This is a genomic window from Pseudactinotalea sp. HY160, from assembly GCF_009372055.1.
Taxonomy (GTDB): Bacteria; Actinomycetota; Actinomycetes; order Actinomycetales; family Beutenbergiaceae; genus HY158.
The window spans coordinates 467,576-491,934 of the sequence record NZ_WHMT01000001.1 but is presented as its reverse complement, the minus strand read 5'-3'; the positions used below and the strand labels follow the sequence as shown (position 1 = coordinate 491,934).

Sequence of the window (24,359 nt, the reverse complement as noted above, 5' to 3'; positions counted from 1 at the left end):
CCGCTCGGAGGCACGCATGGTGAGCATCGAATCGATGGGCCCGGGCGACGTCGTCCGGGTCGTGCGGGGCACCCCGGACGACGTGGAGCTCGCCGCGCTCGTGGCCGGGCTCGTCGCCGCGAACGCGGCCGCGATCGACGACCCCGACGACGGCTCACGCTCCTCCGTCTGGGCCGATCCACGCCGCCGCTGGGGCGTCCCCGCCAAGCCGTCGCGGGCCTCGTGGCGCTGGAGCACGCACCAAGCCTGGTGACGCGGCGCCGGTCGTGCCGGTCGCGCGGGTCGTGCCCGTTGGGGCACCGCGCGCTGCCCCATGGCCGCCCCGGTGGCCCTGCGCCTCGTCGACCTCGCGGCCCTAGCGTGGGGCCACACCGAGAGGAGGGCGATGGCGCACCACCCTCGTACAGCCCTGGTGACCGAGCTGCCGGCCCCGCAGGCGCGTCGAGCCCGTCCGCGCGGGAGCGTCCTGCTCTCCCCGAGCGCGACGCTGCCGCCCCACGATCTGCTCGACCTGCAACGGCTCGTGGGCAATCGGGCCACCGCGGAGACCGCTCTGCCCGGCGGCCCGGTCGAGCACTCGTCGGCCGCGGGCACCACCCTGCCGGCGGCACTCACGGGGGCGGCCACGGAGCCGGGTACAGAGCCGGGTACAGCGGCACCGGAGGTGGACACCGATCCTGCTCAGGCTCAGCTACCTGAATCCGCCGGTTCCGTTGAATCCCCCGGTTCCGCCGGCTCCCTTGAATCCCCCGAATCCGCCGAATCCGCCGGTTCGCTCGAAGCCCTTGAACCCGCCGGTTCCACAGGTTCCGCCGGTTCCACAGGTTCCGCCGGTTCCACAGGTTCCGCAGGTACGGCGGCGCCCGCCGCCGCGGACCAGGCGCCCGCGGCCGCCGGGGACACACTCGGCACCCGGGGCGGGCCGATCGGTTCCCGCGCCTCCGCCGGGGCTCCCGTTCCGGCCTCGGACCTGCGGGAGGGCCCGCCGCCGCACCCGGTGGGCACGGTCTCCTCCCAGGCGCTGACCGAGGAGAGCATGGTCACGGCCGCCGACCTGGACGACGTGCTCGCCCAGGAATGGGGCACGCCCGGGAGCCCGGAACGGCAGGCGAAGGTCGCCGAGGCCTGGGAGCAGGCCGACGTGCTCGGCAGCGCCTGGACCGGCGCGAAGTCGAGCGCCGCGATGGGGGCCGCGACCCTCGTGGCCCAGAAGGCCGCCGCATTCGCCCTCCTCAGAGTCGGCCTGTCGCAGGGTGCCAAGATCGCCGGTCCGGTCGGGGCGATCGTCGGCGGCTACGGCGCGGTGCAGTCGCTCTGGGGAAGGACCATCGGGGGCGAGGGGATCAGTACCCACGAATGGGCCGGCTGGGACGGCGAGTACGGCGCCTGGGCCGACAACCTCGCCCTGATCAGCGACGTGCTCGCCCTCCTCGGGGACCTCGTGGGCACGATCGGCCTCGTCGCCGGCATCCTCGCGGGCGTGGGCCTGCTCGCCGTCGTGCCCGGCCTGCAATTCCTCGCTGCGCTCATCCCGCCGTCGCTCACCGTGCTCAAGGCGACCACGGTCGCCGGCCTATTCATCGGAGTCCTCCAGATCGCCGCGCAGGCCGCGGCCAGCGCCTGCCGCCGCCAGCACCTGCTCACGATGGAGCTGTCCGACGAGGCCGTCCTCATCGAACAGCAGCGACTCCTGAGCCAGGGGGTCACCGAGCTCGCGGGGGCCGCCGGCGGCGCCGTGGGCGGCGCAGTCGTCGACGCGTCGGGGCGGGCCTCCGACCGAGTCGGCAGGCACGTTCATGAGCGCATCGCGAACGTGCCGGTCCTGGCCGGCGGGGGCAATCCCGATCGGCTCATCGTCCGCAGGCAGGGTCTCTCCCCCGAACGCCTCGAGGGCATCCACCGTGTGGATGATGCATTCGGGCGTCCTGTGCGGCCGCTCACCGATATCGGCCGCGCCGCCGATGCGGCCCGGACGTCACCCGACCGCTCGGTCCGCGGCTATCTGGAGGCATTCGATGAGGCGTTCGGTCGTGGGGAGCGCACGCGCACCTACGCGGCTGAGCAGGCCGCCCTCGGCCGGAGGGAGTCGACACGGGCGGCATCACGGTCGAAGGACGCGGCGGTGCAGGTCTACGAGAACCGCCGGGATCGGTCCGCGGCATCGGGACAACGCCTCGAGGCCTTCGAACACTCCCAGGAACTCGTCTCGCAGAGCCTGGCCGATCGTCGGGAGAGCAGGGTGGCCGCACGCGAACTCACCGGAGCTCGGGAACGCGAGCACGCCGCTCGCGTCCGGGTCGAGGCCGGCGAAGCCGAGGTGGTCCGGATCGATCGCGAGATCGATGCCGTCTCGCAGTCGATGCCCGCCGACGCGGAGCGGATCGCAACCCTGGACGACCGGGCCGCCGTTCACCGGCTGATCGAGCTCGAGCGCACGCGCGACGATGCCGCAGGCAGGGTCACTCAGGCCCATGCCGAACTCGATGCCGCCTCACAGACGGTGAAGTCGACCCTCGACCGTCACCGGTCGTTATCCGAGCGGGCAGACAGGCGTGCGGCCGAAGCACTGGCCACGCGCGACGAAATACTCCCCGGCCGGCACACGTCGACCTCGATCATCGACGGCTCCGCCGAACGTTCGCTCCGGGAGGCGCATGAGCAGAATCGTCAGGCCGAGGCGTCCGCCTTCCAGGAGGTCTCCCGCGCATTCCTCCACTATGAACAGGAGCGGAACCTGTTGCGCCGGCTCGATGAGAACACGGGCACCGCCGCGCGGGAGGAGGCCTCACGGTGGCAGACGTTCATCGATCTCGCCGGCCCACCCGTCTCGGGCGCGACCGGCGGCGCGACCGCCGCGACCAAGACACGCCAGGACGAGACACGCACCGAGGCGACCCCTATGCCCGACCTCCCGCCCACCGTGACCTCGGCCCACATCGACCAGCTCGCCGTGGCCACCACCGGCGCCGACGCACTCGCCCGCGAGAGTTCCGCCGACGCCGCCGACGCCGCCGCCGCCCGCGCACGCTCGTCGGCGTCGCAGGCTCAGCTCGAGGGCGTGGCCGCGGGACTCGATGCCGCGGCGGCGGACTCCGAACGGCTCGACGGCGCCCTGACCCATCGCGGTGAGGTCCGCGCGCAGCTCGAGGCCCAGCACGAGGAGACCGCGGCGAAAGTCACGGAACCCACCGGCCGCTTCTCCGTGCTCGACTCGCTCGTCTCCCTCGTGCAGGACCTCCTCGGCTTCGGTGCCCAGCTGAACAATCCCGACCTGCCGGAGCGGGTGCAGTCGGCGGGCCGCTCCCTCGGCGAGACCGGCACGGGCATCGAGGAGAGCTGGGGCACCACCCGGACCGCCTTCACCGACTACGACGCGGTCGGAGGCGCGCAGGAACGCACCAACGCGGCCGGGCGCGGCCGGCTCGAGGAGTCGCGGGACACCGTGCCGCGGACCCGCACCGGCCTCACCGAATCGCAGGGCCGCGTCGCCGGGATGATCGCCGAGGCCGCGGCCGCGACCGAGAGCGCCGACGCCGCCCACGGCCGATCCAGCACAACCGCCGCCGCGGCCGCCACCCTCGGCGACGCCACCCACGCCCGGCACGAGTCCGCCGTCGCCGAGTACGACGCCTGGGGCCTGGCCCACCAGGCGGCGCGACAGGAGGCGACCGAGGCGCGCGTGCGCGACCTCGAGGAGGCCGGCTATGAGGTCACCGCGACCCCGGCGGGACGCTGACGTGGCCGACGACCCGTTCGCCCCCGTGATCGCCGCAATCGGCCGCGGGGACCTCACCGGCGCCGCGGGACTGGTGGAGCGGCTCCTCGCCGATCTGCCCGCCGACGCGCCACCCGAGTTGCGGGCACGCGCGCACCGCCTCGCGGCCACGTCGTGGCGCATGGCCGGGAACGGTCCGAGGGCACGGACGCACCTGGACGCCGCCCGCGCCGCGGATCCCGGCCCCGACCTGACCGCCGAACTCGACGAGGAGGCCCGAGCCGTGGCCGCCCTGCTCGCCGGACCGGCCACCACGGGACACGAAGGGCACCCGAGCGGCCCGAGTGGTCCGAGTCATTCGAGTGACCCGGCCGCCGCCGCGGAGCTGCTCGATCGGCTCGCGGGCCGCCTCGCCGACCATTTCGGCCATGCCGGTCCTGCCGGTCCTGGTGGTCATGGTGGTCATGGCGGTCCTGCCGATCAGCCGCCCCAGGTGCGCTCGCTCCTCGCGGCGGTCGAGGCACTCGGCCACGGCGACGTCGAGGCGGCCCTGGACCGGCTCGCCGACGCCTCCGACCACTCCCGCACGGCGCAGGACGAGGTGACCTACGTCGTCGCCACGCTCACCTGGAGCGAACTCCTCGAGCAGGGCGGGAACCGGCTCGGCAGCTACGGCGTGCTGGCTCGGGCGATGGCGACGCTGCGCCGCGGGGTCGGTGCCGAGGCGGCCCGCGCCTCCCTCGACACCCTCGAGGGGGCGATGCGCGACCGGGGCGCGCGTTGGGGCCGCGAGGAGTTCGCCGAGGTCGCGCTCGAGTTCCGCCGCCGCCTCACTCCCCCAGGAACACCCGCCGATGGAGCGCCTTGATCTCCGCCTCCAGCTCGGGCACCGGCCCGCGCACCTCGATCCCGGGCGCGACCGCGCGAATCGGCAGCGGGGCCACCGGCGCCGCCTCCAGCCCCCACTCCGCGAGCCAGCCGGTGAACTGCTCGGCCGAGGCCACGTAGACGATCGGGCCGAGGCCGACCCACGCGTGCGCGGCCGAGCACATCGGGCAGTGCTCGCCGGAGGTGTAGACGCATGCCCCGGCGCGCTCGGCCGGGCTCAGGTTCTCGGCGGCCCAGCGGGCGAGGGCGAACTCCGGGTGGCGGGTGCGATCGCCACCCGCGATGCGGTTGCGGTCCTCGGCGCGCACCCGGCCCGCGGCGTCGACGAGCACGGAGCCGAAGGCCTCGTCGCCGGCCTCGGCGGCCTCGCGAGCCAGCTCGACGCAGCGGCGCAGATGGGTCAGGTCACGGCTGGAGAGGCTCATGGGGGCAGTCCACCACATGCCACTATGATCGGGCCCATGGTCTCTTCGGCGCGTCGGAGGAGGGTCCGCGCCGCAGCGGTCCTCCTGTGCCTGACGGTCGCGGGTTGCTCGGCGACGTCCGCGCCCGAACCGCCGCCCGCCGTCACGACCCTCGACCCGCCCACGGCCACGCGCACGCCCGAAGCAGCCGCGTCGTCCTCGATCGAACCGGACCTCGAGGCGATGGCGATCCCGCCGTGCGAGACCCTGCTGCCGATCGAGAAGGTGCGCTCGACGTTCGCGGACGACGCCGAGTACTTCGAGTCGGACTCGGGCGTGCCCCTGTCCGAGCGGATGCCGAGCCCCGAGGCGAACGCGGCGATGGCGCAGGCCACGCACGAGCTCGACTGCCTGTGGGGCCTGCCCGGCAGCGACGTCGGCTTCACGATCGACGTCGCGATCGTGCCGACCGGCGCCCTGGAGGAACTCGTGCCGACCCTGCACGCGGGCGGCTTCACGGAGGCGCCGCTCGGGGGCGGGCGCTCCTTCACCCACGCCCTCGACGACGACAGCGGCCTGTGGGTCACGGTCTACGCATTCGACGGCAACGCCTGGGTGACCTATATCGGCATGGGCCTGGCCGCCACCGCGGCCGGCCTCACCGCCGAGGTGCTCGCGAACCTCCAGGCGGCCAACCCGGGCCTGTGACCCGTGTATCCGTTGAATCTGTGGAATCTGTGGAATCGTCGGGATTGTCGGAGGGGTGGGTCACACTGGAACCCATGGAGTCCTTGACCACGCTACGCGGCTGGCTCGACACGCTCGAGGCGGACCAGCTGGCGCTCGTCCTCGAACGGCACGGGATCGAACGCACCGGCGCGCGCCTGCGCACCCTCGACGAACTCGCGATGCGCCTCGAGCATCCCGGCACGATGTGGCAGGCGCTCAGTCTGGCTCCGCTGCCGATCCTCGAGGTGGTCGAGGCGGTGAGCGCGCTCGGCGAGGCGGCGACCCTCGCCCGGCTCACCGAGCTGTTGGATCGGGCGCCCGCACCGCCGGTGTCGCATGAGCGGAGCGTGCGGCACTGGGTCGATGCGGCGGCCACCGCGGCGATGCTGTGGCTCGACGGCGACCGTGTCCGCCTCAATCCGGGCATCGATCAGGTGCTGCTCGCTCCCCTCTCGCTCGCCCAGCCCGCGCGCGCGACGATCGGGCAGCTCACGGCCGACGAGCTCCGGGCCGTGCTGCGCGGGCAGGGCCTCGACACGCCGCCGCGCAAGGCCGAACTGATGACCGCCGCGGGCGCGGCGTTCGGCCGGTTCGCCGACCTGCGCCGGCTCGCGGCCACCGCCCCGTCGACCGTGCTGACGACGCTGCACGAGGTGGTCGGCCGGCGGCTCGCGGGTGCGCAGCCGGCCCTGGCGCACCCCGAGGCGACCGAGCTGTCCGACATCGAGGACCTCACCGCGGGCTACTATGCCCGGTTCCAGGAGCTGAGCCGGTGGGCGACCGCGACCGGCCTGGCATTCACCGCGGGCTGGGGCTACGGTCTCACCCTGCCGAGCGAGGTGATCCTCGCGCTCGCGCCGCCGAGCTTCCATGCCCCGTTCCACCCCGAACCCCCCGCGCTCGCGACCGTCGCCGCAGCGGCCGAGCAGACCGAACGCAGCGCCTCGGCCGCCCTGGCGCAGTTCCTCGGCGCGGCGATGGCGGTGCTCGAGGGACTCTCCCGCACCGGCCTCAAGCCCCTCAAGGCGGGTGGGGTCGGCTCCCGCGAGCTCACCCGGTTCGCGAAGGAGATCGGCACCGACATGGCCACGGTGCGTCTCACCCTCGAGGTCGCCGCCGACATCGGCCTCATCGGCCTACCGGAGCCGGGCCGCCTCACGACCAGCACACGGTTCGCGGAGTGGCGCCGCCGTCCCCCGCACGTGCGGGTGCTCGACATCGTGTTGGCGTGGGAGCGGCTCCCGACCCCGCCGACGTTGGCACGCGACGCCGACGACTCCTACCGGCCCGCCCTGCTCAGACACCGCGACGGCGCGGCGGGCCTCCTGGGGATCGAGCTGTGCCGGCACATGGCGCACCGGGCGGGGCGCGGCGCCGTCTCGATCGCGGACCTGGTCGACCTGTTCGCCTGGCACAATCCGACCGTCATGGTCTCGGCGGTGGACCTCGCGTGCAGCTGGAACGAGGCGCACCTGCTCGGGCTGCTCGCGGACGGCGCCCTCTCCTCACTCGGTGCCGCCATCACCGCGCAGGACCGGCCCGCCGCCCTCGCCCGACTCGAGGAGCTGCTGCCGGAAGAGAGCGGGCAGGTGCTGTTCGGCTCGGACCTGACCGTCGTGGTGCCGGGCAGCCCGGCCCCCGCGACGGTCGACGTGCTCGACCTCCTCGGCCGCCGCGAGGGCCACGGGGTGGCGAACACCTGGCGGCTGAGCGAGGGCTCGGTGCGGGATGCACTCGATGCGGGATACGTCGTCGAGGACCTGGTCGAGGCGCTGCGCTCCCTGTCGGAGAAGGCGCCGCCGCAGGCGATGGAGTACCTGCTGCGCGATGTCGCGCGCAAGCACGGGCGGCTGTCGGTCCGGCCCGCGGCCGCGGTGCTCACGTCCGAGGACGAGGGCCTCCTCGCCGAGGTCGCCGGCGAACGCCGGCTGCGTTCCCTCGGACTGACCATCGTGACGCCGACGGTGCTGGTCGCCACCGCGGACCCGGCCCGAGTGCTCAGCGGGTTGCGCGCGGCCGGGTATCTGCCGATCGAGCGCGAGGCGGACGGGGCGCCGGTGATGGAGATCCGTCGCCTCCGCGTGGCCGGCGGCGGGCGGGCGGGCACGGAGCCCGATCCTGGGCCCGATCCGGCACCCGCTGAGGATCCCGACGGCGGTGACCTGACAGCGGAACTGGCCGACATCGACGCCGGCCTGGCCGAGCTGCTGGCCCAGGCGCCCTCCGGACAGGCCCCTCGGCCCGACTCCGGCCACGAGACCGCGGTCGAGCTGGCGCGGCGGCTGCTCTCCGGGGAGTCGGAGCCGGCGACACCGACGGCTCACGAGCAGGTTATCGCCGGCCTCGCGCGACGGCTCAACGAGGGCGAGGTACACGAGCTGGTCGACGCCGTCGCGACCAGCCGCCCCGTACTGCTGACCTACCGCTCGCAGCACGGATCGGTCACGAGTCGGGTCGTCTCGCGGCTGCAATTCTCGGGACCGCACCTCCTGGGCTATTGCCACACGAAGGAGGCGGAGCGCTACTTCCGGCTCGACCGGATCCTCGGCGTCGCCCCCGCGGGTTGAGCGGAGGCGACGGCGAATCCGGCCGAATCCGGTGCGTTCAACGCGGTCCGGCGTCTTCGATCTACCGGTCGCGGGCCATCCGGAGGCGCCAGACCTCGGGGCCCTCCTCCTGGTAGGCGACCTCGATCGCGCCGGCGTAGCGCTGGGCGATCTGCGCGAGCAGCGGCAGCGGGTTGTGGTGCGCGATCAGGATCATCGCCGTCCCGGGCCGGAGGCCGTCGAGCGCGCCGAAAACGGTGGCGTGGCGGATCGCGTGCGGGATGGTGCGCACGTCGAGTTCGGGCAGGGCCTCGTCCTCCTCCCCGCAGGTGCAGCCGCCGTGGCCGTGCCCGTGGTCTGCCTGGCCGGAGACGTCGGCGATGGGGATGAGGTCGGCCTCATCCGGGCCATCGGCCTGGTTCTTGCGCATGATTCCCGGCACCTCGGGTTCGTCCGCCTCGGTGCCCTGCAGCAGCGTGACGAGGATGCGGGCACGGGTGACCGAGCGCACGGCGTGGTTCACGCGGGCGTCGATGTGCAGGATCCCGCCGAGCGGCAGCCGGGTCTTGGCACCGGCCGCCTCCACCACGACTTCGCCCGTGACCGTCTGGATGAGAATCGGCCCCTTGGCGATGTGGTCCTCGAGCACGACACCGGCGTCGAAGGCGATGCACATGAGCGCGATCCCGGGCCGCTTCGCCACCTCGTACACCCGCAGCCGCGCCTCCTCGATCGGGGTGGACGCGGCGAGCTCCTCCGCGCCGGGCACGAGCAGTTTCGCTCCGGTCGAGGTCAGGGTGGTGGCGGTCATGTCGGTTCTCCTCACGTAGACGTGTTTCGGACCATAGACCTTTCGAAATTCCCGCGTGGGGGACCTTGGTCTCAGGCGCGCGTCGGCCGGCCTCCGTGTGCAGCTCGTTTCCGGCGACGTCGTTACGCCTCGGCGCGCTCGTTCCGACGCGGCTTGTGGAACGTCGTCGGCGTCACCGCCCCGCGGTCGGGCTCGAACACGCAGGTGATGCGTCGATCGACGTTCTCGCAGGAGAACCGCAACTCGTAGCGCCCGTCGTTCTGTCGCCCAGAGCGGACGGACCGGTGCAAGGACCGTACTGGGTGGCCTGCCGGACTCTGAAGTGAGTCGGCCTGCTACTCCGTCATTCTCGCCTTGCGGATGCCAGGAGCTGCGCCGCTCACCGGCCGCCCATGTACCGGCCGATTCGTTGGCACTTCACCTGAGTCCCGTCGCATGGTTGACATCACCGCGACGTTCTGGCTACCGTCCGTGATCAGCGCCACACGGCGTCACCCGTCCGCACAGTTGCGGTGACGATCCAGGATCCATTCCTGGGACAGGGAACCCTCACGGTCACGTCCCAGGAAGCGAGTAGAGCCATGGCTCATGATCTCTTGATCAAGAACGGTTATATCGTCATCGACTCCGCCACGGAGATTGCAGGCGGCTGGATCGCCGTCACCGATTCGCGTGTCTCGGCCTACGGCACCGGCGGCGGCGAGCCCGAGGCGTCACGCGTCGTCGACGCGCACGGACGACTCGTCACGCCGGGCCTGGTGAACACTCACCACCACATCTACCAGAACCTCACCCGGTCCTACGCGCCGGCGGTCAACGGCTCACTCTTCAACTGGCTCACGACGCTCTACCCGATCTGGGCCGCCATCGACGAGGAGGCCTCCTACCTCTCGACGGCCATCGGTCTCATCGAGCTCGCCATGGGCGGCTGCACCACGACGATGGATCACATGTACGTGCATCCGCGCCCCCACCTCATCGACGCCCAGGTGCAGGCCGGCCGCGAGATCGGGCTGCGGTTCATGCCGACACGCGGCTCCATGACGCGGTCGGTCGAGGACGGCGGGCTGCCTCCCGCCGAGGTCGTCCAGGATCCCGAGACGATCCTGATCGACAGCGAGCGCCTCATCCGCGCCTACCACGACGCCACTCCCGGCGCGATGACACGCATCGCCCTCGCACCGTGCTCACCGTTCAGCGTGACCGAGGACCTGATGAAGGCGACCGCCGAGTTGGCCGAGACACACGACGTGCGCCTCCACAGCCACCTCGCGGAGGACGAGGACGAGGACACGTTCTGCGCCGAGGTCTACGGCTGCCGCCCGGTCGAATACCTCGAACGCGTCGGCTGGGCCAGCCCCCGGACCTGGGTGGCCCATTTCATCTTCCCGAACGACGATGAGCAGCAGCGCCTCGCCGACGCCGGAGTCGGGGTGGCCCACTGTCCGAGCAGCAACATGCTCATCGGCGGCGGCACCGCCGCCGTCCAGCACCTTCGCTCGATCGGCATGAACGTCGGAATCGGCACGGACGGGTCGGCCTCGACCGACCACGCCTCGATGTGGATGGAGGCGCGAAACGCGCTGCTGCTCGGACGGTACCGAGGCGGTCCCGCGGCGATGGCCGCTCGGGACGCATTGGACATCGCCACCCGCGGCGGCGCCGAATGCCTCGGCTGGGCCGATGAGATCGGGCACCTGCGCCGGGGAGCGTGCGCCGACCTCGTCGTGTGGGACACCCACCCCGTGGCCCTGGCCGGCGCGCTGAGCGACCCCGTCGAGGCGTGGCTGCGCTGCGGCCCCTCCCGGGCATTCCACACCGTCGTCAACGGAGACTTCATCGTCGAGAACCGTGAGCCGACCACCTCGGCACTCGATGACCTGCTGCGGCGCCACCGAGCCAAGGCCGCCGAGATCCAACCCCGCTGATCCGCCTCAACCTCTTCAACCCATCTCTTCACGACGCTGCGCGTACGAGCGGTCCGGGCCAGGCATCGGAGCCGGCCCGGGCCCACATCTTCAACTCCCCTGGGGATCACCGACGATCCCCCCTGCCCAAGGAGAAGACATGTCATCGCAAGAAGCCCCCGACCACGTGACCGAAGCCGAGAACACGCCGATCGCCGGCGACCAGGCGATCGAGGAGAACCTGCCCGTCGTCCGCACCCTCGGCCTCGGTGCCCAGCAGGTCCTCGTGTCGAATGCATGGCTCGACGCCATCTTCATCGCGAGCATCGCCGGGCTCACCACCGCCCTCGCGACGAACCTGCTCTCAGCGACGTTCATCGCCGCCGGAGTGGCGACCTTCGTGCAGACCCTGAAGCTGGTCCGCCTGCCGATTTTCGAGGGCCCTTCATCCGCGTTCTCGCCGCTCGCGATCGGCTACGCCAAGGCGGGCACGCTCGCCTCGGCGAGCACCGGCCTGATCATCGGCGCCGCATTGACGTTCCTGCTCGCCGTCACCGGCCTCCTCACCAAGTTCCGCGCGATCATGACGCGCCAGGTCACCGGCACGATCATCACCCTCGTGGGCTTCGCCCTCGCGGGGTACACCTTCATGCAGTTCTTCGGCATGCCCGGCACCAGCACATTCGGCACCGGTCCGACCCTCCTCATCGCCTGTCTGACCACCGCCATCGTGCTCACCGGCAGTGCGCTCGGCGGCAAGGTCAGGGCGTTCTCGTTCCTCATCGCACTGGCCGTCGGCGACATCCTCGCGGGCCTCTTCGGAATGTTGGACTTCTCGGCCGTCGGCGAGGTGGCGTGGCTGGCCTTCCCCACGCTCCTTCCCTACGGTGCCCTCTCGTTCGACCTCGGCATCACCGTGACGATGACGATCGTCTTCTTCGTGGCGGTGATCGAGGCGATCGGCATGTACGAAGCGACCGCCGCATTCACGGGAACGAAGCTCACGAATCGGCGCATCAATGCCGGCATCGCCGGTGAGGCCGGCGGCTCGATGCTGTCGGCGTTCTTCGGAGGCTTCGGCACCACCGCCTACGCCCAGAACCTCGGCGTCGTCCGCCTCACCGGGGTCGCGAGCCGACACGTCATGAGGTACGCGGCCATCATCATGATCGCCCTCGCGTTCTTTCCGAAGGTCGCAGCCGTTCTCGTGGCCACGCCCTCGGCCGTGATCGGGGGGATGTTTCTGCCCGCCGCAGCCACGGTCGTGCTCACCGGGATCGGCATGATCGCCCAGGAGCGCGGGAACATCACGCACAACCTCGTGGCCCCGCTCGGCATCATGGCCGGGCTCGGGATCCCGGTGATCGCCGACGACCTCATCCCCGTGCTGCCGTCCATCCTCGCCGATCTCGTGCCGCACCAGATCATCGTGGGCACGATCGTGGTGATCTTCCTCGAGATCGTACTCGTCAAGATCCCCGGGGCGTTCTCACGACGCCGCACCCGGGCCTCGGCCTGAGCCCCGACGCGCCCCGGCACAACGTGTCCCGGTCGCCGCCCTCGGTCACGAGGACGTCACCTGTTCGAGGCGGGTCGTGCGCGCACCCCGTTCGGGGACGTCGCCCTCCTTGATCTCCGCGAGATCCACGACGCCCGACTGAACGTTCACAACACGGTGATACCGGGCAGGGTCCTCACGGGGCCCGGTCTCATCCTGTCGGAGCACAGCCTGGTCACGCGCCGCCCGTCGTGGTTCGCTGGAACCGAAGGACGGAGGCCCGCGTGAGCACCCACGACGTGACCAATCAGCCGCCCCCGCGCGCCGATGTCGACGAGTTCACCACCAACGTCCCACTCGTCGAGGGTGTTCGTCGCTACGACGCCGCCTGGGCGGCGCCCGAGCTGGCAGCGACGGGGCGCCTCGTGGGCAGCGCGGGATTCATCGACGACGCCCGGCTGGCGAACACCACCGTTCCCGTTCTGCACGCGTTCGATCCGTACGGCCACCGCATCGACGAGGTCGAGTACCACCCGGCCTATCACCGGATCCTTGGAGACGCCGTGGCCGCCGGGGCGCACACCGCCGCGTGGGCCGCGCCGAGGGCCGGGGCGAACGTGGCCCGGGCCGCCCAATTCATGCTCTTCGCCCAGGTCGAGCCCGGGCACGCCTGCCCGGTCTCGATGACGCACGCGGCGGTCCCCAGCCTGGAATTGGAACCGGCGGTGGCGGCGGACTGGATCCCGCGCCTGCTCAGCCGCGACTACGACGGACGGCTGCGGGCGCACAAGCCGGGCGCGTTGCTCGGGATGGGCATGACCGAGAAGCAGGGCGGATCCGACGTGCGTGCCACGACGACCGAGGCTGTCGACGCCGGGGACGGCACCTGGCGACTGCGTGGACACAAGTGGTTCTGCTCGGCCCCGATGTCGGATGCGTTCCTCATGCTCGCCCGCGCCCGCGGCGGGCTGAGCTGCTTCCTCGTGCCGCGCATGGTGTCGGACGGCGGGCGCAACACCTTCCGGATTCAGCGCCTCAAGGACAAGCTCGGCAACCGCGCGAACGCCTCCGCCGAGGTCGAGCTCGAGGGAACGGTCGCCCACCTCGTCGGCCAGGAGGGCCGCGGGGTGCGCACGATCATCGAGATGGTCGCCCGCACACGGCTCGACAACGTGCTCGGCGCGGCCGCCGGGATGCGCCAATGCGTTGCGGAGGCGCTCTGGCATACCCGCCACCGCTCCGCCTTCGGCGCGCTCCTCGTGGACCAGCCGGCGATGACCGCGGTGCTGGCCGACCTGGCGCTCGAGTGCGAGGCCGCCACCACGACCGCGTTGCGGCTGGCCCGGGCCCACGACGCCGACGCCGACGCCCGCGAGCGCTCGTTCCGGCGGCTCGGCACGGCCGTGGCCAAGTACTGGGTGACCAAGCGTGGGCCGGGGCATGCGTACGAGTCGCTGGAGTGCCTCGGCGGGAACGGCTACGTCGAGGACTTCCCGCTCGCGCGCCGGTACCGGGAGCAGCCGGTCATGGCGATCTGGGAGGGGTCCGGAAACGTCATCGCCCTGGACGTGCTGCGCGTGCTGGCCCGCGAGCCCGAATGCCTCGAGGCCTTCGACGCCGAGGTGTCCCTCGCATCCGGGCAGCATCCCCTCCTCGACGAGCATCTGAGCCGAACCCGGGCACTGGCCCGTGCGGTGATGGACGCACTCGCCCATGGAGACGGCGCGGCCCCGGCTCAGGCCCGCCGCCTCACCGGGGACCTCGCGCTCGCATTGCAGGCCTCGCTGCTCGTGCGCACCGCCCCCGCGGCGGTCGCCGGAGCGTTCATCGGCGCACGGCTCGGCCCGGGCCGCGGGCACCTGTACGGGGTGCTGCCGCGCGGCAGCGACCTGGGCGCCATTCTCGAACGGCAGTGAGCTGCCGACGCCTTCAGACCCCGACTCCACCCCGGTTTGTGAAGAGCCGCTTGTGCGTCCGGGTGGAATGTGGGTCGCCGGGCCACGAATTCACCCATTGAACAGGCCGAGGGCGCCTGGGCGACGGGGCGCCTGGGGCCGAGGGCGCCTGGGCGGCGGGGCGCCTGGGGCAGCAGGGGCACCTGAGCCAGATGGGGCAGCAGTGGTGGCGAGGTGACGAGAGACCGGGGTCTACGAGCCATCGACCAGGGTGAAATGGTTGAAATCCAGGCTGGGATCAACGAAATAGCCCTGGTCGACGCGAGGAGTAGCGAAATCGCCCTGGTCGACGCCAGGAGCAGTCACTTGACCCTGGTCGATGCGAGGAGTGACGAAATTGCCCTGGTCGGCCCCGCCACGAGGGCGCGATCGGATGGCGCCTCGGGCGCCGACCCCGTGGGCCAATCCTCGGCCCGCGCCCGGGGCGACGCAGTGGCCCGCGCCGGGACACCGGACACCCCGGGCGCGCCGGATGCCCCGGGCGCGCCGGACACCCCGGATGCGCCGGACACCCCGGGTGCGCGGGACACCCCGGACGCCCCGGGTGCGCGGGACACCCCGGGCGCGCGGGACACCCCGGGCGTCCCGGGTGCGCCGGACCCCCCGGGCGCCCCGGACCCCCCGGGTGCCCCAGGAACGCCGGATACACCCGGATACACCCGGGCGGCGCGAGCCCGGACGCTCCACACCGCACACTCAGCGCACCCTGAAAACCGATCCGCGCACCCATATGTACAGCTCGATCGGGCCCTGCCTAGGCTGGCCACGGAGGCCGCGATGCGATGAGCAACGAGATGGCTGCGGAGTGCGCGAACCGGCGCGACTGCGCGGAGTTGCGACGCGGGTACCGCCACGATGGCGGCACCCTCCTCTCAGGCGGGCCCGCCCGCGCGGGTCGGCCCGCGCCCCTCCCGGGCGGCGGACTTCGCACCGTCGCACCCGGTCCGGGGCACCCGCACCGGGTGCCCTCGGCGACCCTGCACCCGCGGGATCGCCGGATTCGCCAATACTGGAGGAATGCACCATGTCGACGACGACGACCACCCTTCCGTACGACCTGCACGGTGACCTGATCGAGGCCTGCTCGTGCATGGGTCCGTGCCCGTGCTGGGTCGGCGACGACCCCGACGACGGTCGCTGCAACTCCTTCACGGGCTACCACTTCCGCAGCGGCACGGCGCGCGGCGTCGACGTCTCCGGCCTCACCTCGGTCAGCCTCGTGCAGATCCCGGGCAACGTGGCCGACGGCAATTGGCGGGAGGTGATGTTCGTCAGCGACAACGCGAGCGACGAGCAGCAGGACGCCCTCCTCGACGCACTCCAGGGCCGCTTGGGCGGCCCGCTGGCCGACCTGGCCGCGCTCATCGGCGAGCGCGTCGCCACCTACCGGGTGCCGATCGAATACACGATCGCGGGCGGCACCGGCGTGGTCAAGGTGGGCCATCCGAGCGGTGAGGGGCTGGCGATCGACGCCCTCATGGAGCCCTATCGCGGCCCGGACGGCGAGCCCACGCGCCTGGTCAACTCGTCGTGGAACACGATTCCCGGCAACGAGGCGCTCGTGGGAAAGGCCTCGCACAACACGATCTCGGTTCCCGAGCACCGGATGGAGTGGGCCTACGAGATGCGCAACTCGATCCAGGGTCTCGACTTCCACCTGTTCTGGCAGGGCGAGTGATGTCGGCGGCGCCGCCGCGAACGACTGCTCCGGCACGGCGCAACGCCGCCGCGCCGATCGTGCTCGGCGTCGCCGGTTCGTTCGCCCTGGGCGCCGTGATCCTCGCCTTTCCGGCCTACGGGCCCCTGACCGCGGGGATGGTGCTGCTGGCGATCGGCTTCGCGGTCATGGCGCCGTGCTCGATCCAGATGGCGCTGACGATGTCGCGGATGCTCGCGGGCATGGCCCCGGGCTCCCGGGCCGGGGTCCGCCGTGGGGCGGGCCTGTTCGCCGCCGGATACCTCGCCCTGTACCTACCGTTCGCGCTCGCGCTCGGCGCGCTCACGTTGCTTTTGGACGACGCAGCCTGGGTCGCCGTCGCCGCCGGGGCACTCGTAGCACTTGCGCTCGGCCTCGCCGCCCTCGGGGCGATGCCGCTCGGGGCGCTGTCACGGTGCCGCGGGCCGCTGTGGCTGCTGCGTTCGGGGCGGGCCTCGTTCCGGCGTCCGGTCCGGGCGGGGTTCGCGTTCGGGCAGTACTGCGCCACCTGCTGTGGGCCGTACATCCTCGCGGTCGCCGTGCTCGCGGGCGGGAGTGAGCGCTTCGCGGTCGGGGCGGGGCTGGTGTTCGCCTACGCGATCCTCATGGTGCTGCCCTTCCTCGCACCGGCGATCCTCGCCCCCGAGGCCTACTCCAGGCTCGGGGCCAAGGCCGGTCGACTGGCCCCGCGCACCGAGCGGGCCACGGGCATCATGCTCGTGGGCCTCTCGCTCGCCCTCGTGCCGTCGGTCGTGGCCGCGGCGGTGTCCTGAGATGCCCGCCATCGCCGCGGTCGTGATTCCGATGCACGGCGGTCACGCCCACGTCGAGAGCTACGGGTGGAGCCTCGACCCGCTGCCGCTGGCCGGGCTGATCCTCACCGCGGCGATCTACGGCGTGCTCGTGCTCCTCGCCCACCGGCGGGCCGGGCACGGTCGGACGGGCCACCGCGTCTCCCGGGTGCGGATCGCGTGCTTCGGCGCGGGGCTGGCGATCATCGCGATCGCGCTGTTCTCGCCGATCGACCCGTTCGGCGAGGACCGCTCCGCGGCCGTGCACATGCTCCAGCACGAACTGCTGCTCATGGTCGCCCCGCTGCTGCTCGTGCTCGGGGTGGAGCAGCGCGTCGCGCTCCCGATCTCCCGGGTGGTCATGCGGGGCATCCACGTGCGCGGCTGGCGCGCCGTGCTCGAGGCTGCGGGGAACCCCTGGTTCACCGCGGCGCTGTGGGGAGTGATCGGCGCCGGCTGGCACATCCCGGCCGCGTACGGGCTCTCACTGGCCCATCCGGGCGTGCACATCGCCGAGCACCTGAGCCTGCTGGCCACCGGCACGCTCTTCTGGGCGAGCATCGTCGGGCGGATCCCGGCCGTGCACCGCGCGAGCCTGGCCGAGCGGATCGGCGCCCTGGGAATCGTCATGGCCGTCGGCGGCATCGTCGGGGCCGGGCTGCTGTGGGCGCCGGCCGTGCTCTACTCGGGCTACGAGGGCACCACCGGCGTCGCCGGAATGACCGCCCTGGCCGATCAGCACGCCGCCGGCGCCCTCATGATGGCCGTGGACATGCCGCTGCTGCTCGGGGCGATGATCCTCGTCGTGGCCGCGACCAAGCGGGACGCGACCCTCGATTCCCCCGGCCGCGCCCGGGCCGTCGCCGGCGCAGCCTCACCGGCCACCGCGGCCACCTCGGCTCCCCCGGCGCCCACGGCCTCCACCGCCCCAACGGCCCCCACAGCCCCAACGGCCGTCACCACCTCAACGGCCCCAACAGCACAGTCGATCGGGGGATGAGCACATGAGCACCGAGAACGGCACCTCCAACGGCACCGACGACCGCGCCGACAGCAGCCCCGCCGACCGCACCGACGACTCCGCGCCCGGGATCGGCGTGCACTATCTCAAGGGCGGCGCCCGGGCGCCTCGCGCGCGGGACGACGCCGTCGTCGAGCGGGTCACCGCGATGCTGCGGGAGATCCGGGATCGCGGCGAGGACGCCGTCCGGGAGTACTCGCGCTCGCTCGACCACCACGACCCGGCCTCGTTCCGGATCGAGGAGGCGGCCATCGAGGAGGCGATCGCCGGCGTGCCCGCCGAGGTTCGGAGCGCGATCGAGGAGGCGCGCACGAACGTGGTCGCCTTCGCCGAGGCGCAACGGGCCTGCCTGCGCCCCCTCGAGGTCGAGATCGCACCGGGGCAGATCGCCGGGCACCGGCTCGTGCCGGTGGACTCGGTGGGCGCCTATGTCCCGGGCGGGCGCTACCCGCTCATCTCCTCCGCCCTCATGAGCATCGCGGTGGCGAAGGTCGCCGGGGTGCGACGGGTCGTCGCGATGACGGCACCGAACGAGTCGGGCGGGATCCATCCGCCCACGCTGTATGCGATGCGGGCCGCGGGCGCCGACGAGATCTACGTCCTCGGCGGCGTCCAGGCCCTCGGCGCCATGGCCTACGGCACCCTGCCCGCCCTGGCCCCGGTCGACATGATCGTCGGCGCCGGGAACGCCTACGTGGCCGAGGCGAAGCGTCAGCTCTTCGGCCTGGTCGGGATCGACCTGCTGGCCGGCCCGACCGAGGTGCTCGTGCTCGCCGACGAGAGCGCCGAGGCCCACACCGTGGCGGTCGACCTGCTCGCCCAGGCCGAGCACGGCCCGACCTCCCCGGCCGTGCTCGTGACCACGAGCCGCGCCCTGGCCGAGGAGGTGCTCGCCGAGATCCCGGGGGTGCTGCGGGCCTGGCCGACCCGCGACGTCGCGGGGGTCGCCTGGAACGACCTGGGCACCGTGGCCGTCGTCGATACGCCCGCGACAGCGGCGATGTTGGCCGACCACTACGCGAGCGAACACCTCCAGCTCCAGGTGAGCGACCCGGACTGGTACCTGGCGCGGCTACGCAACTACGGCACGGCGTTCATCGGGCCGCAGACGACGGTCGCGATGGGCGACAAGGCCATGGGCGCCAACCACACGCTGCCCACGGGCGGCGCCGCGCGCTACACCGGCGGGCTGTGGGTCGGCAGCTTCCTCAAGGTGCTCACCCACCAGCGCCTGACCGAGGCGGCCGCCGTCCGCGTGGGCCGCGCGACGGCCGTCATCTCCCGGGCCGAGGGGCTGAGCGGGCACGCCGCCTCGGCCGACCTGCGCCTCGAGCGCTACCGGCCGGGCGGCGGCAACCCCGCGGGAGAACCGGGCCGGCGGGAATAGCCGAACGGCCGCCCCGGCTGCCCCATCGGGCAGACCTCGCGGCCAGGGCTCGTCGAACCGGCCGCACCCATGGCGTCGCGACACCCGCCGACCTACCCTGCCGTCAACGGCAGGTTCGTCCAGGGAGGTCGACATGTCTCACGTGACTCGGACACGAGGAATCCTCGTCGGCGGCACGCGGCACGGGACCGGCTGGCTGCCCGATCCCCCGGATCACCGGGACAAGACTCTGGACGATCCCGACGTCGGCGCGATGGTCGACCGCACCGGGGCGATGCGGTTGACGGCGGCCGACGCCCCGGAGCGCGTGGACCTGCGGCGCTGGTGCTCGCCGATCGAGGATCAGGGCGCGCTCGGATCGTGCACCGCGAACGCCGGCGTGGGGATGCTCGAGTACTTCCAGCGGCGGGCCAACGGCGATCACCTCGACGGCTCCCGGCTGTTCCTGTACAAGGCCACGCGGGACTTCCTCGGGATGAGCGGCGACACCGGCGCGTTCCTGCGCTCCGCGATGGGGGCGATGCGCCTGTTCGGCGTCTGTCCCGAGCCGTATTGGCCCTACGACGAGGACGCCTACGACGACGAGCCGCCGGCGTTCTGCTACTCCTTCGCCAAGGAGTACGCGGCCCTGACCTACTACCGGCTCGACCCGGCCGGGATCGACGCCGCGCGGATCCTGGAGAACGTGCGCACCCAGCTCGCGGCGAACCTTCCCTCGATGTTCGGCTTCACCGTCTACGCGAGCATCCGCGACGTCGGCGACACTGGGGAGATCCCGGTGCCCGCGCCGCGGGAGAGCGTCGCCGGCGGGCACGCGGTCATGGCGGTCGGCTACGACGACGGCAAGCAGGTCACCCATCCCACGACCGGTGAGTCCACCACCGGAGCCCTGCTCATCCGCAACTCCTGGGGCACCGGATGGGGCGACGCGGGCTACGGCTGGCTCCCCTACGGCTACATCACCGACCACCTCGCCGAGGACTTCTGGGTCCTCACCGACGCCCGCTGGGTCGACACCGGCCAGTTCGACCAGTGAGGCCGGTGCGCCCGCGAGTAGGCGCCTGTCGGAGCACTCCCACGGAATCGGGAACTGCCGAGGGGCTATCGTCTCTGCCGTGAGCATGCCTACGGTGCACTTATGGCTACACCACGACCACGCACCTTATTGATCGCGCCGCTGGCCATCGGAGTCGTGCTACTTGCAGGCTGCAGCGACAACGGCTCCCCGTCGAATGAGGGAACCAGCCCGGGCACACCGTCGCCGGTTCCCGCCCAGACCACCGGATCCGACGACGAGACGTTCGGCTCGACGAGCTCCGGCAGCGACGACGAATGCTATGTGCATCTCTTCGACGCCAACGATTTCGACGAGACCGACGACAACTTCAAGCTCACCGAGCCCGGCAGGTACAAGGACCTCGCCGACCTGCCCGGCGCGGACCAGGACTGGACCGACGAGGCCGACAGCGCCAAAGTCGGCACAAGCGCCACCGTCACGATCTGGTCGGAGCCGAACTTCGAGGGTAAGGAGTCGACGCTGGACCCGAGTAGCGAGCACGCTGCCCTCGACCCGGAGCCCTCCTCGCTCGAACTCACCTGCTGACAGGACGGCGCAGTCTCCGAACGCCGTCGCCCCCGCCCGGGGCGAGGCCGCGTCGCCCTCACCGACCCGTCGCGAGCACCTGATCGACCCAGGCGTCGTCGTAGGCGTCGAGGCGGAGGAACCCCTCCCCGGGGCCGGCGCTCCAGCTCATCTCGACGCCGGGATTGGTGAGCGTGACCCCGCCCGCCTCGATCTGCGGGCTGCCCTGCACGCCGAGGTCGCCAGCCGCGCGCCAATCGTCGTGCACGGCCTGGATCCCGGCGCCGGCCGCGAGGTCGGCCGCCAGCGCCCCACCGTCCACATCGGGGCATTCGCCGGCGACATCGAGGATGACCGACGGCAGGCTGATGCAGCGCGAGTGCCGGTAGAACGCCGCCCGCAGGGCCGCATCGAGCTGGTCGGCGGCCCGGTTCCCCGCCCGGGCGGCGGTGGCCCGCACGGCCGCCATCGCGGGAATCATGGTGACCGGGTAGGAGGCTGCCGCGGCCGACCACGGCCGCCATCCCAGGTCGGTGCGCAGTCCGGCGATACCGGCGACCTCGATGTCGAGTTCGGCCTTCGGCGTGGGCCGGGAGTTGAAGAGTTCGAGCGGGAAGTTGCGGTGCTCGATGTCGAGCTCCCGCCCACGCTCCCGCGCCGCCCGCCGCAGCGTCGCCAACGCCAGCGTGGCCCACGGGCACCCGAGATCCGACCAGACCGTGAGCGTGGTGGTGGCCATGTCGACATCCCTTCGCCGCCGTCCCGGGCGCCTCCCGGGATCTCATCCACTCTCACACGGACCCGGCATCCCCGGCCAGGCCTCGGGCGGTGGTCCTCACCGGACGAGCCCGCGCCGGCGCCCCTCGTGCACGGCCCGGGAGCGGGAGTCGACGTCGAGCTTGGCGAAGATGTGCACGAGGTGGGTCTTGACGGTCGCCTCGGACACGAACAGGGCCTTGGCGATATCGCGATTCGACTCCCCGGTGGCCAGGTGCCGCAGCACCTCCCGCTCCCGGGCGGTGAGCTCGGGATGGGTCGAGCGCATGCCCCTCATCACCCGGGCGGCCAGGTCGGGCGCGAGGCTCGTCTCCCCGCGGGCCGCCGCCTCGATCGCGACGACGATCCGCTCGGGCGGCTCGCCCTTGCGCACGTAGCTCAGGGCCCCGGCCCGGATCGCGCCGAAGACGTCGGCGTCGGAGTCGAACGTGCTCAGCACGACGACGGCCGCCGGGTCCGGGAGCGCGCCGAGTGCCGCCGCGGTCGCGGCGCCGTCCATCCCCTCCCCGAGCCGCAGGTCGCACAGCGCGACGTCCGGGGCCAGGTGCCCCGCGAGCACGACCCCCTCCTCGCCGCTGCTCGCCTCGGCCACGACCTCGAGCCCGGCCGCCTCGAGCACGGCCCGCAGGCCGGCGCGCACGATCGGGTGATCGTCGATGAGCAGCACTCGGACGGTCATCGCGTGCTCCGTCCGTCGGGCAGGTACGCCGAGACGGCGCTGCCCTCGCCCGGGGTGCTCTCCACGTCCAACCCGCCGCCGAGCTCGCGCAGGCGGCCGCGCATGAAGCCCAGCCCGTAGCCGGTGCTCCCGCTCCGGTCCGCCCGTGGGCGGCCGGTGGCCGCGATATCGAAGCCCTCGCCGTCGTCGATCACGTCGAGCCGGATGAGGTCGCCCGCATCCACGAGCGTGAGGACGACGCGGCTCGCCTTCGCGTGTCGGCGCACGTTTCCCAGGGCCGACTGGGCGGTTCGCAGGAGCGCGACCTCGGCGCGGGCCTCGAGCACGGGCACCGAGTCGTCGACGTGCAGGCTCACGTCGATGCCGGTCTCGGCACCGAACCGTTCGACGAGCCGGGCGAGGGCTCCCGGGAGCGCCTGATCGGTCAGTTCCGAGGGGGTGAGCGCGGCGATGATGCGGCGAAGATCTTCGAGGTTGTCGCGGGCGAGGGACTCGATCTGGGCGAGGCCGCGGCCGGTGTCGGCCGCCGGTGCGCTGGTGGCCCGCGCGAGCAGGGAGATCGAGGAGAGGCCCTGGGCCACGGTGTCGTGGATGTCGCGGGCGAGTCGGGTGCGTTCGGCGATCCGGCCGGCGTGCCGCTGGGTCAGGGCGAGCTCGTCGTGCAGCGCGGCCATGTCCGCCTGGGCCTGTTCGAGTCGGAGCACGAGCTGCTCGCGGCGGCGGACGTCGTCCACCAGGGCCAGGTAGCCGCGCGAGATGCCGAGCGCGAACAGCCCGCCCACGAACGGGCCGAAGACGCTCGCGTAGGCGAGCTGCCCGTGATGCAGCACCGGGGCGAGCACGACGAGCGCGAACACCACCGCCGAGAACCCGACCGCCGCACGCAGCGCGAGGATCTGGCCGGCGAGGAGCCACAGCACGAACGCGATCCACATGAACTCACTGGAGACGGCGAGCATGCCGACCCACACGAGCGCGAGCACGGCCAGCCAGGCCGGGGTCGTGATGAGGTGTGGGCGACGCGCGATCACCGGGAACCAGTAGGCCAGGGTGAACGCGAGCGCGGCCACGACGATCAGCGGGAGGCTCGCGCCCTCGGTGCCGGCCCGGATCACGCCGATGACCACGAGCAGCCCGGTGAGCACGTGCTGGCCGGCGCGCATCCAGCGGATCGCGGCAGGCTGATCCGGCTCGGGTCGCCCGCCCCGGGCGGACGCTTCAGACACGGGCGGGGTGGTCCTCATGGGCATCTCTGGCCTGTGGGTACGGCCTCGGGTGAACCGAAGGCACGTGGTGTCATGGCTGATACCATAGCCCCATGGCCATGACTCTGCGGCTCTCGGATGCCGAGGCCGACGCGTTGCGTCGGCGGGCCGAGCGCGAATCCCGTTCGATGCAGGACGTCGCCCGGCAGGCGGTCCGAGAGTACGTGGAGCGCCGCAGCCGAGCCGAATTGCTCGACCAGGTTCTCGATCAGGAACTGCCGCGTTACACCGAGGCCCTGGACCGGCTCGGTCAGTGATCTACCTGACCCGGACCGAGTTGCTCCACGTGGCCGCACGGGTCCTGGGAGACGAGGTGCAGGTCCGCGACCATGGGCTCCTGCACGCAGCATCAGCACGATCACAGGCCACCTTCGGCGAAATCGACGCCTACCCCACGCTGGCGGAGAAGGCCGCTGCACTGCTCCATTCGCTGGCTCGCAATCACGCGTTGGTGGATGGAAACAAGCGGCTGGCTCTGGGCGCTACGATCGCGTTCCTCGGTCTCAACGGCAGTCGCCTCGCCCTGAGCAACGACGAGGCCTATGAGCTGGTGATGCGTGTCGCGGCCGGCGAAACGAACGACATCACGCAGATCGCGGGTCTGATCGCGTCCGGCTCCCAACCGTGGTGAGGCGTCGCATCGTCTGACCCCGGGCGGCCCGGCGGGCCGGGCTCGCCCCGGCCGCACCGGCCGTCGGAACCATGCGG

Annotated in this window: 21 protein-coding genes; 16 read left to right on the top strand and 5 right to left on the bottom strand. The window is 72.3% G+C overall.

The window, feature by feature from the left end; all coding sequences use genetic code 11:
• Window positions 1–16: 16 nt before the first annotated feature.
• From GCG21_RS02190 to GCG21_RS02180, 3 genes are all read left to right on the top strand, one after another.
• On the top strand, window positions 17–253 hold the full coding sequence (locus tag GCG21_RS02190; RefSeq protein WP_227992878.1) for an acyl-CoA carboxylase epsilon subunit: 237 nt from the start codon (window positions 17–19) through the stop codon (window positions 251–253).
• A 132-nt stretch (window positions 254–385) separates the two neighbouring features.
• Window positions 386–3,736: a hypothetical protein gene (locus GCG21_RS02185; protein WP_152817593.1), complete on the top strand. Its 3,351-nt coding sequence runs from the start codon at window positions 386–388 to the stop codon at window positions 3,734–3,736.
• Complete coding sequence (locus tag GCG21_RS02180; protein WP_152817592.1) at window positions 3,705–4,583, top strand: hypothetical protein; 879 nt, start codon at window positions 3,705–3,707, stop codon at window positions 4,581–4,583. The genes GCG21_RS02185 and GCG21_RS02180 overlap by 32 nt, the downstream gene beginning before the upstream one ends.
• On the opposite strand, the gene GCG21_RS02175 is transcribed toward GCG21_RS02180, so the two are convergent.
• Window positions 4,546–5,028, bottom strand: coding sequence for a nucleoside deaminase (locus GCG21_RS02175; protein ID WP_152817591.1), 483 nt, complete (start codon window positions 5,026–5,028; stop codon window positions 4,546–4,548). The two genes, GCG21_RS02180 and GCG21_RS02175, sit on opposite strands and share 38 nt — an antisense overlap.
• Window positions 5,029–5,064: 36 nt before the next feature.
• Between GCG21_RS02175 and GCG21_RS02170 the strand changes: the two genes are divergently transcribed.
• Window positions 5,065–5,715: a hypothetical protein gene (locus tag GCG21_RS02170; protein WP_152817590.1), complete on the top strand. Its 651-nt coding sequence runs from the start codon at window positions 5,065–5,067 to the stop codon at window positions 5,713–5,715.
• Between the two features lie 74 nt (window positions 5,716–5,789).
• Window positions 5,790–8,303, top strand: coding sequence for a helicase-associated domain-containing protein (locus tag GCG21_RS02165; RefSeq protein ID WP_152817589.1), 2,514 nt, complete (start codon window positions 5,790–5,792; stop codon window positions 8,301–8,303).
• A gap of 61 nt (window positions 8,304–8,364) precedes the next feature.
• Here GCG21_RS02165 and GCG21_RS17155 read toward each other — a convergent pair whose 3' ends face one another.
• Complete coding sequence (locus tag GCG21_RS17155; RefSeq protein ID WP_152817588.1) at window positions 8,365–9,093, bottom strand: DUF2249 domain-containing protein; 729 nt, start codon at window positions 9,091–9,093, stop codon at window positions 8,365–8,367.
• 581 nt (window positions 9,094–9,674) lie between these two features.
• Between GCG21_RS17155 and GCG21_RS02150 the strand changes: the two genes are divergently transcribed.
• The 9 genes from GCG21_RS02150 to GCG21_RS02110 all read left to right on the top strand — a co-directional run bounded on the left by GCG21_RS02150 (window position 9,675) and on the right by GCG21_RS02110 (window position 20,951).
• Window positions 9,675–11,021 carry an 8-oxoguanine deaminase gene (locus tag GCG21_RS02150; RefSeq protein ID WP_152817587.1) on the top strand — a complete coding sequence of 449 codons (1,347 nt, stop codon included), beginning with the start codon at window positions 9,675–9,677 and terminating at the stop codon, window positions 11,019–11,021.
• A 139-nt stretch (window positions 11,022–11,160) separates the two neighbouring features.
• Window positions 11,161–12,519: a uracil-xanthine permease family protein gene (locus GCG21_RS02145; protein WP_152817586.1), complete on the top strand. Its 1,359-nt coding sequence runs from the start codon at window positions 11,161–11,163 to the stop codon at window positions 12,517–12,519.
• A 263-nt stretch (window positions 12,520–12,782) separates the two neighbouring features.
• Window positions 12,783–14,414 carry an acyl-CoA dehydrogenase family protein gene (locus GCG21_RS02140; RefSeq protein ID WP_370517215.1) on the top strand — a complete coding sequence of 544 codons (1,632 nt, stop codon included), beginning with the start codon at window positions 12,783–12,785 and terminating at the stop codon, window positions 14,412–14,414.
• Between the two features lie 1,063 nt (window positions 14,415–15,477).
• On the top strand, window positions 15,478–16,131 hold the full coding sequence (locus GCG21_RS02135; RefSeq protein ID WP_152817585.1) for a DUF1326 domain-containing protein: 654 nt from the start codon (window positions 15,478–15,480) through the stop codon (window positions 16,129–16,131).
• Window positions 16,131–16,922: a cytochrome c biogenesis protein CcdA gene (locus tag GCG21_RS02130; protein WP_152817584.1), complete on the top strand. Its 792-nt coding sequence runs from the start codon at window positions 16,131–16,133 to the stop codon at window positions 16,920–16,922. Before GCG21_RS02135 ends, GCG21_RS02130 begins: the two co-directional genes overlap by 1 nt.
• Window position 16,923: 1 nt before the next feature.
• The gene (locus GCG21_RS02125; protein WP_194164886.1) at window positions 16,924–17,940 is read left to right on the top strand and encodes a cytochrome c oxidase assembly protein; all 1,017 of its coding nucleotides are present in this window, start codon (window positions 16,924–16,926) and stop codon (window positions 17,938–17,940) included.
• A 4-nt stretch (window positions 17,941–17,944) separates the two neighbouring features.
• Window positions 17,945–19,348: a histidinol dehydrogenase gene (gene hisD / locus GCG21_RS02120; RefSeq protein ID WP_152817583.1), complete on the top strand. Its 1,404-nt coding sequence runs from the start codon at window positions 17,945–17,947 to the stop codon at window positions 19,346–19,348.
• Between the two features lie 133 nt (window positions 19,349–19,481).
• Window positions 19,482–20,384: a C1 family peptidase gene (locus tag GCG21_RS02115; RefSeq protein WP_152817582.1), complete on the top strand. Its 903-nt coding sequence runs from the start codon at window positions 19,482–19,484 to the stop codon at window positions 20,382–20,384.
• Window positions 20,385–20,486: 102 nt separating this feature from the next.
• Entirely contained in the window at window positions 20,487–20,951 is a 465-nt protein-coding gene (locus GCG21_RS02110) for a hypothetical protein (protein WP_152817581.1), read from the top strand.
• Window positions 20,952–21,009: 58 nt separating this feature from the next.
• Here the strand turns inward: GCG21_RS02110 and GCG21_RS02105 are convergent, their stop codons facing one another.
• The 3 genes from GCG21_RS02105 to GCG21_RS02095 form a co-directional block, all read right to left on the bottom strand.
• Window positions 21,010–21,669, bottom strand: a complete 660-nt coding sequence (locus GCG21_RS02105) for a DsbA family protein (protein WP_152817580.1) — start codon at window positions 21,667–21,669, stop codon at window positions 21,010–21,012.
• Between the two features lie 96 nt (window positions 21,670–21,765).
• A complete protein-coding gene (locus GCG21_RS02100) occupies window positions 21,766–22,386 on the bottom strand; it encodes a response regulator transcription factor (protein WP_152817579.1) in 621 nt (206 codons plus the stop codon).
• The gene (locus GCG21_RS02095) at window positions 22,383–23,612 is read right to left on the bottom strand and encodes a sensor histidine kinase (protein WP_228760110.1); all 1,230 of its coding nucleotides are present in this window, start codon (window positions 23,610–23,612) and stop codon (window positions 22,383–22,385) included. The genes GCG21_RS02100 and GCG21_RS02095 overlap by 4 nt, the downstream gene beginning before the upstream one ends.
• Before the next feature lie 92 nt (window positions 23,613–23,704).
• On the opposite strand from GCG21_RS02095, the gene GCG21_RS02090 reads away from it, so the two are divergent.
• Together GCG21_RS02090 and GCG21_RS02085 are read left to right on the top strand one after the other, a co-directional pair.
• A complete protein-coding gene (locus GCG21_RS02090; RefSeq protein WP_194164885.1) occupies window positions 23,705–23,908 on the top strand; it encodes a ribbon-helix-helix protein, CopG family in 204 nt (67 codons plus the stop codon).
• Window positions 23,905–24,282, top strand: coding sequence for a type II toxin-antitoxin system death-on-curing family toxin (locus GCG21_RS02085; RefSeq protein WP_370517214.1), 378 nt, complete (start codon window positions 23,905–23,907; stop codon window positions 24,280–24,282). Before GCG21_RS02090 ends, GCG21_RS02085 begins: the two co-directional genes overlap by 4 nt.
• The last annotated feature ends 77 nt before the right edge of the window (window positions 24,283–24,359 follow it).

Excerpts from the sequence above, each read along its gene's own strand:
- GCG21_RS02190 (WP_227992878.1), top strand. The coding sequence starts at position 17 with ATGGTGAGCATCGAATCGATGGGCCCGGGCGACGTCGTCCGGGTCGTG.
- GCG21_RS02185 (WP_152817593.1), top strand. The coding sequence starts at position 386 with ATGGCGCACCACCCTCGTACAGCCCTGGTGACCGAGCTGCCGGCCCCG.
- GCG21_RS02180 (WP_152817592.1), top strand. The coding sequence starts at position 3,705 with ATGAGGTCACCGCGACCCCGGCGGGACGCTGACGTGGCCGACGACCCG.
- GCG21_RS02175 (WP_152817591.1), bottom strand. The coding sequence starts at position 5,028 with ATGAGCCTCTCCAGCCGTGACCTGACCCATCTGCGCCGCTGCGTCGAG.
- GCG21_RS02170 (WP_152817590.1), top strand. The coding sequence starts at position 5,065 with ATGGTCTCTTCGGCGCGTCGGAGGAGGGTCCGCGCCGCAGCGGTCCTC.
- GCG21_RS02165 (WP_152817589.1), top strand. The coding sequence starts at position 5,790 with ATGGAGTCCTTGACCACGCTACGCGGCTGGCTCGACACGCTCGAGGCG.
- GCG21_RS17155 (WP_152817588.1), bottom strand. The coding sequence starts at position 9,093 with ATGACCGCCACCACCCTGACCTCGACCGGAGCGAAACTGCTCGTGCCC.
- GCG21_RS02150 (WP_152817587.1), top strand. The coding sequence starts at position 9,675 with ATGGCTCATGATCTCTTGATCAAGAACGGTTATATCGTCATCGACTCC.
- GCG21_RS02145 (WP_152817586.1), top strand. The coding sequence starts at position 11,161 with ATGTCATCGCAAGAAGCCCCCGACCACGTGACCGAAGCCGAGAACACG.
- GCG21_RS02135 (WP_152817585.1), top strand. The coding sequence starts at position 15,478 with ATGTCGACGACGACGACCACCCTTCCGTACGACCTGCACGGTGACCTG.
- GCG21_RS02130 (WP_152817584.1), top strand. The coding sequence starts at position 16,131 with ATGTCGGCGGCGCCGCCGCGAACGACTGCTCCGGCACGGCGCAACGCC.
- GCG21_RS02125 (WP_194164886.1), top strand. The coding sequence starts at position 16,924 with ATGCCCGCCATCGCCGCGGTCGTGATTCCGATGCACGGCGGTCACGCC.
- hisD (WP_152817583.1), top strand. The coding sequence starts at position 17,945 with ATGAGCACCGAGAACGGCACCTCCAACGGCACCGACGACCGCGCCGAC.
- GCG21_RS02115 (WP_152817582.1), top strand. The coding sequence starts at position 19,482 with ATGTCTCACGTGACTCGGACACGAGGAATCCTCGTCGGCGGCACGCGG.
- GCG21_RS02110 (WP_152817581.1), top strand. The coding sequence starts at position 20,487 with ATGGCTACACCACGACCACGCACCTTATTGATCGCGCCGCTGGCCATC.
- GCG21_RS02105 (WP_152817580.1), bottom strand. The coding sequence starts at position 21,669 with ATGGCCACCACCACGCTCACGGTCTGGTCGGATCTCGGGTGCCCGTGG.
- GCG21_RS02100 (WP_152817579.1), bottom strand. The coding sequence starts at position 22,386 with ATGACCGTCCGAGTGCTGCTCATCGACGATCACCCGATCGTGCGCGCC.
- GCG21_RS02090 (WP_194164885.1), top strand. The coding sequence starts at position 23,705 with ATGGCCATGACTCTGCGGCTCTCGGATGCCGAGGCCGACGCGTTGCGT.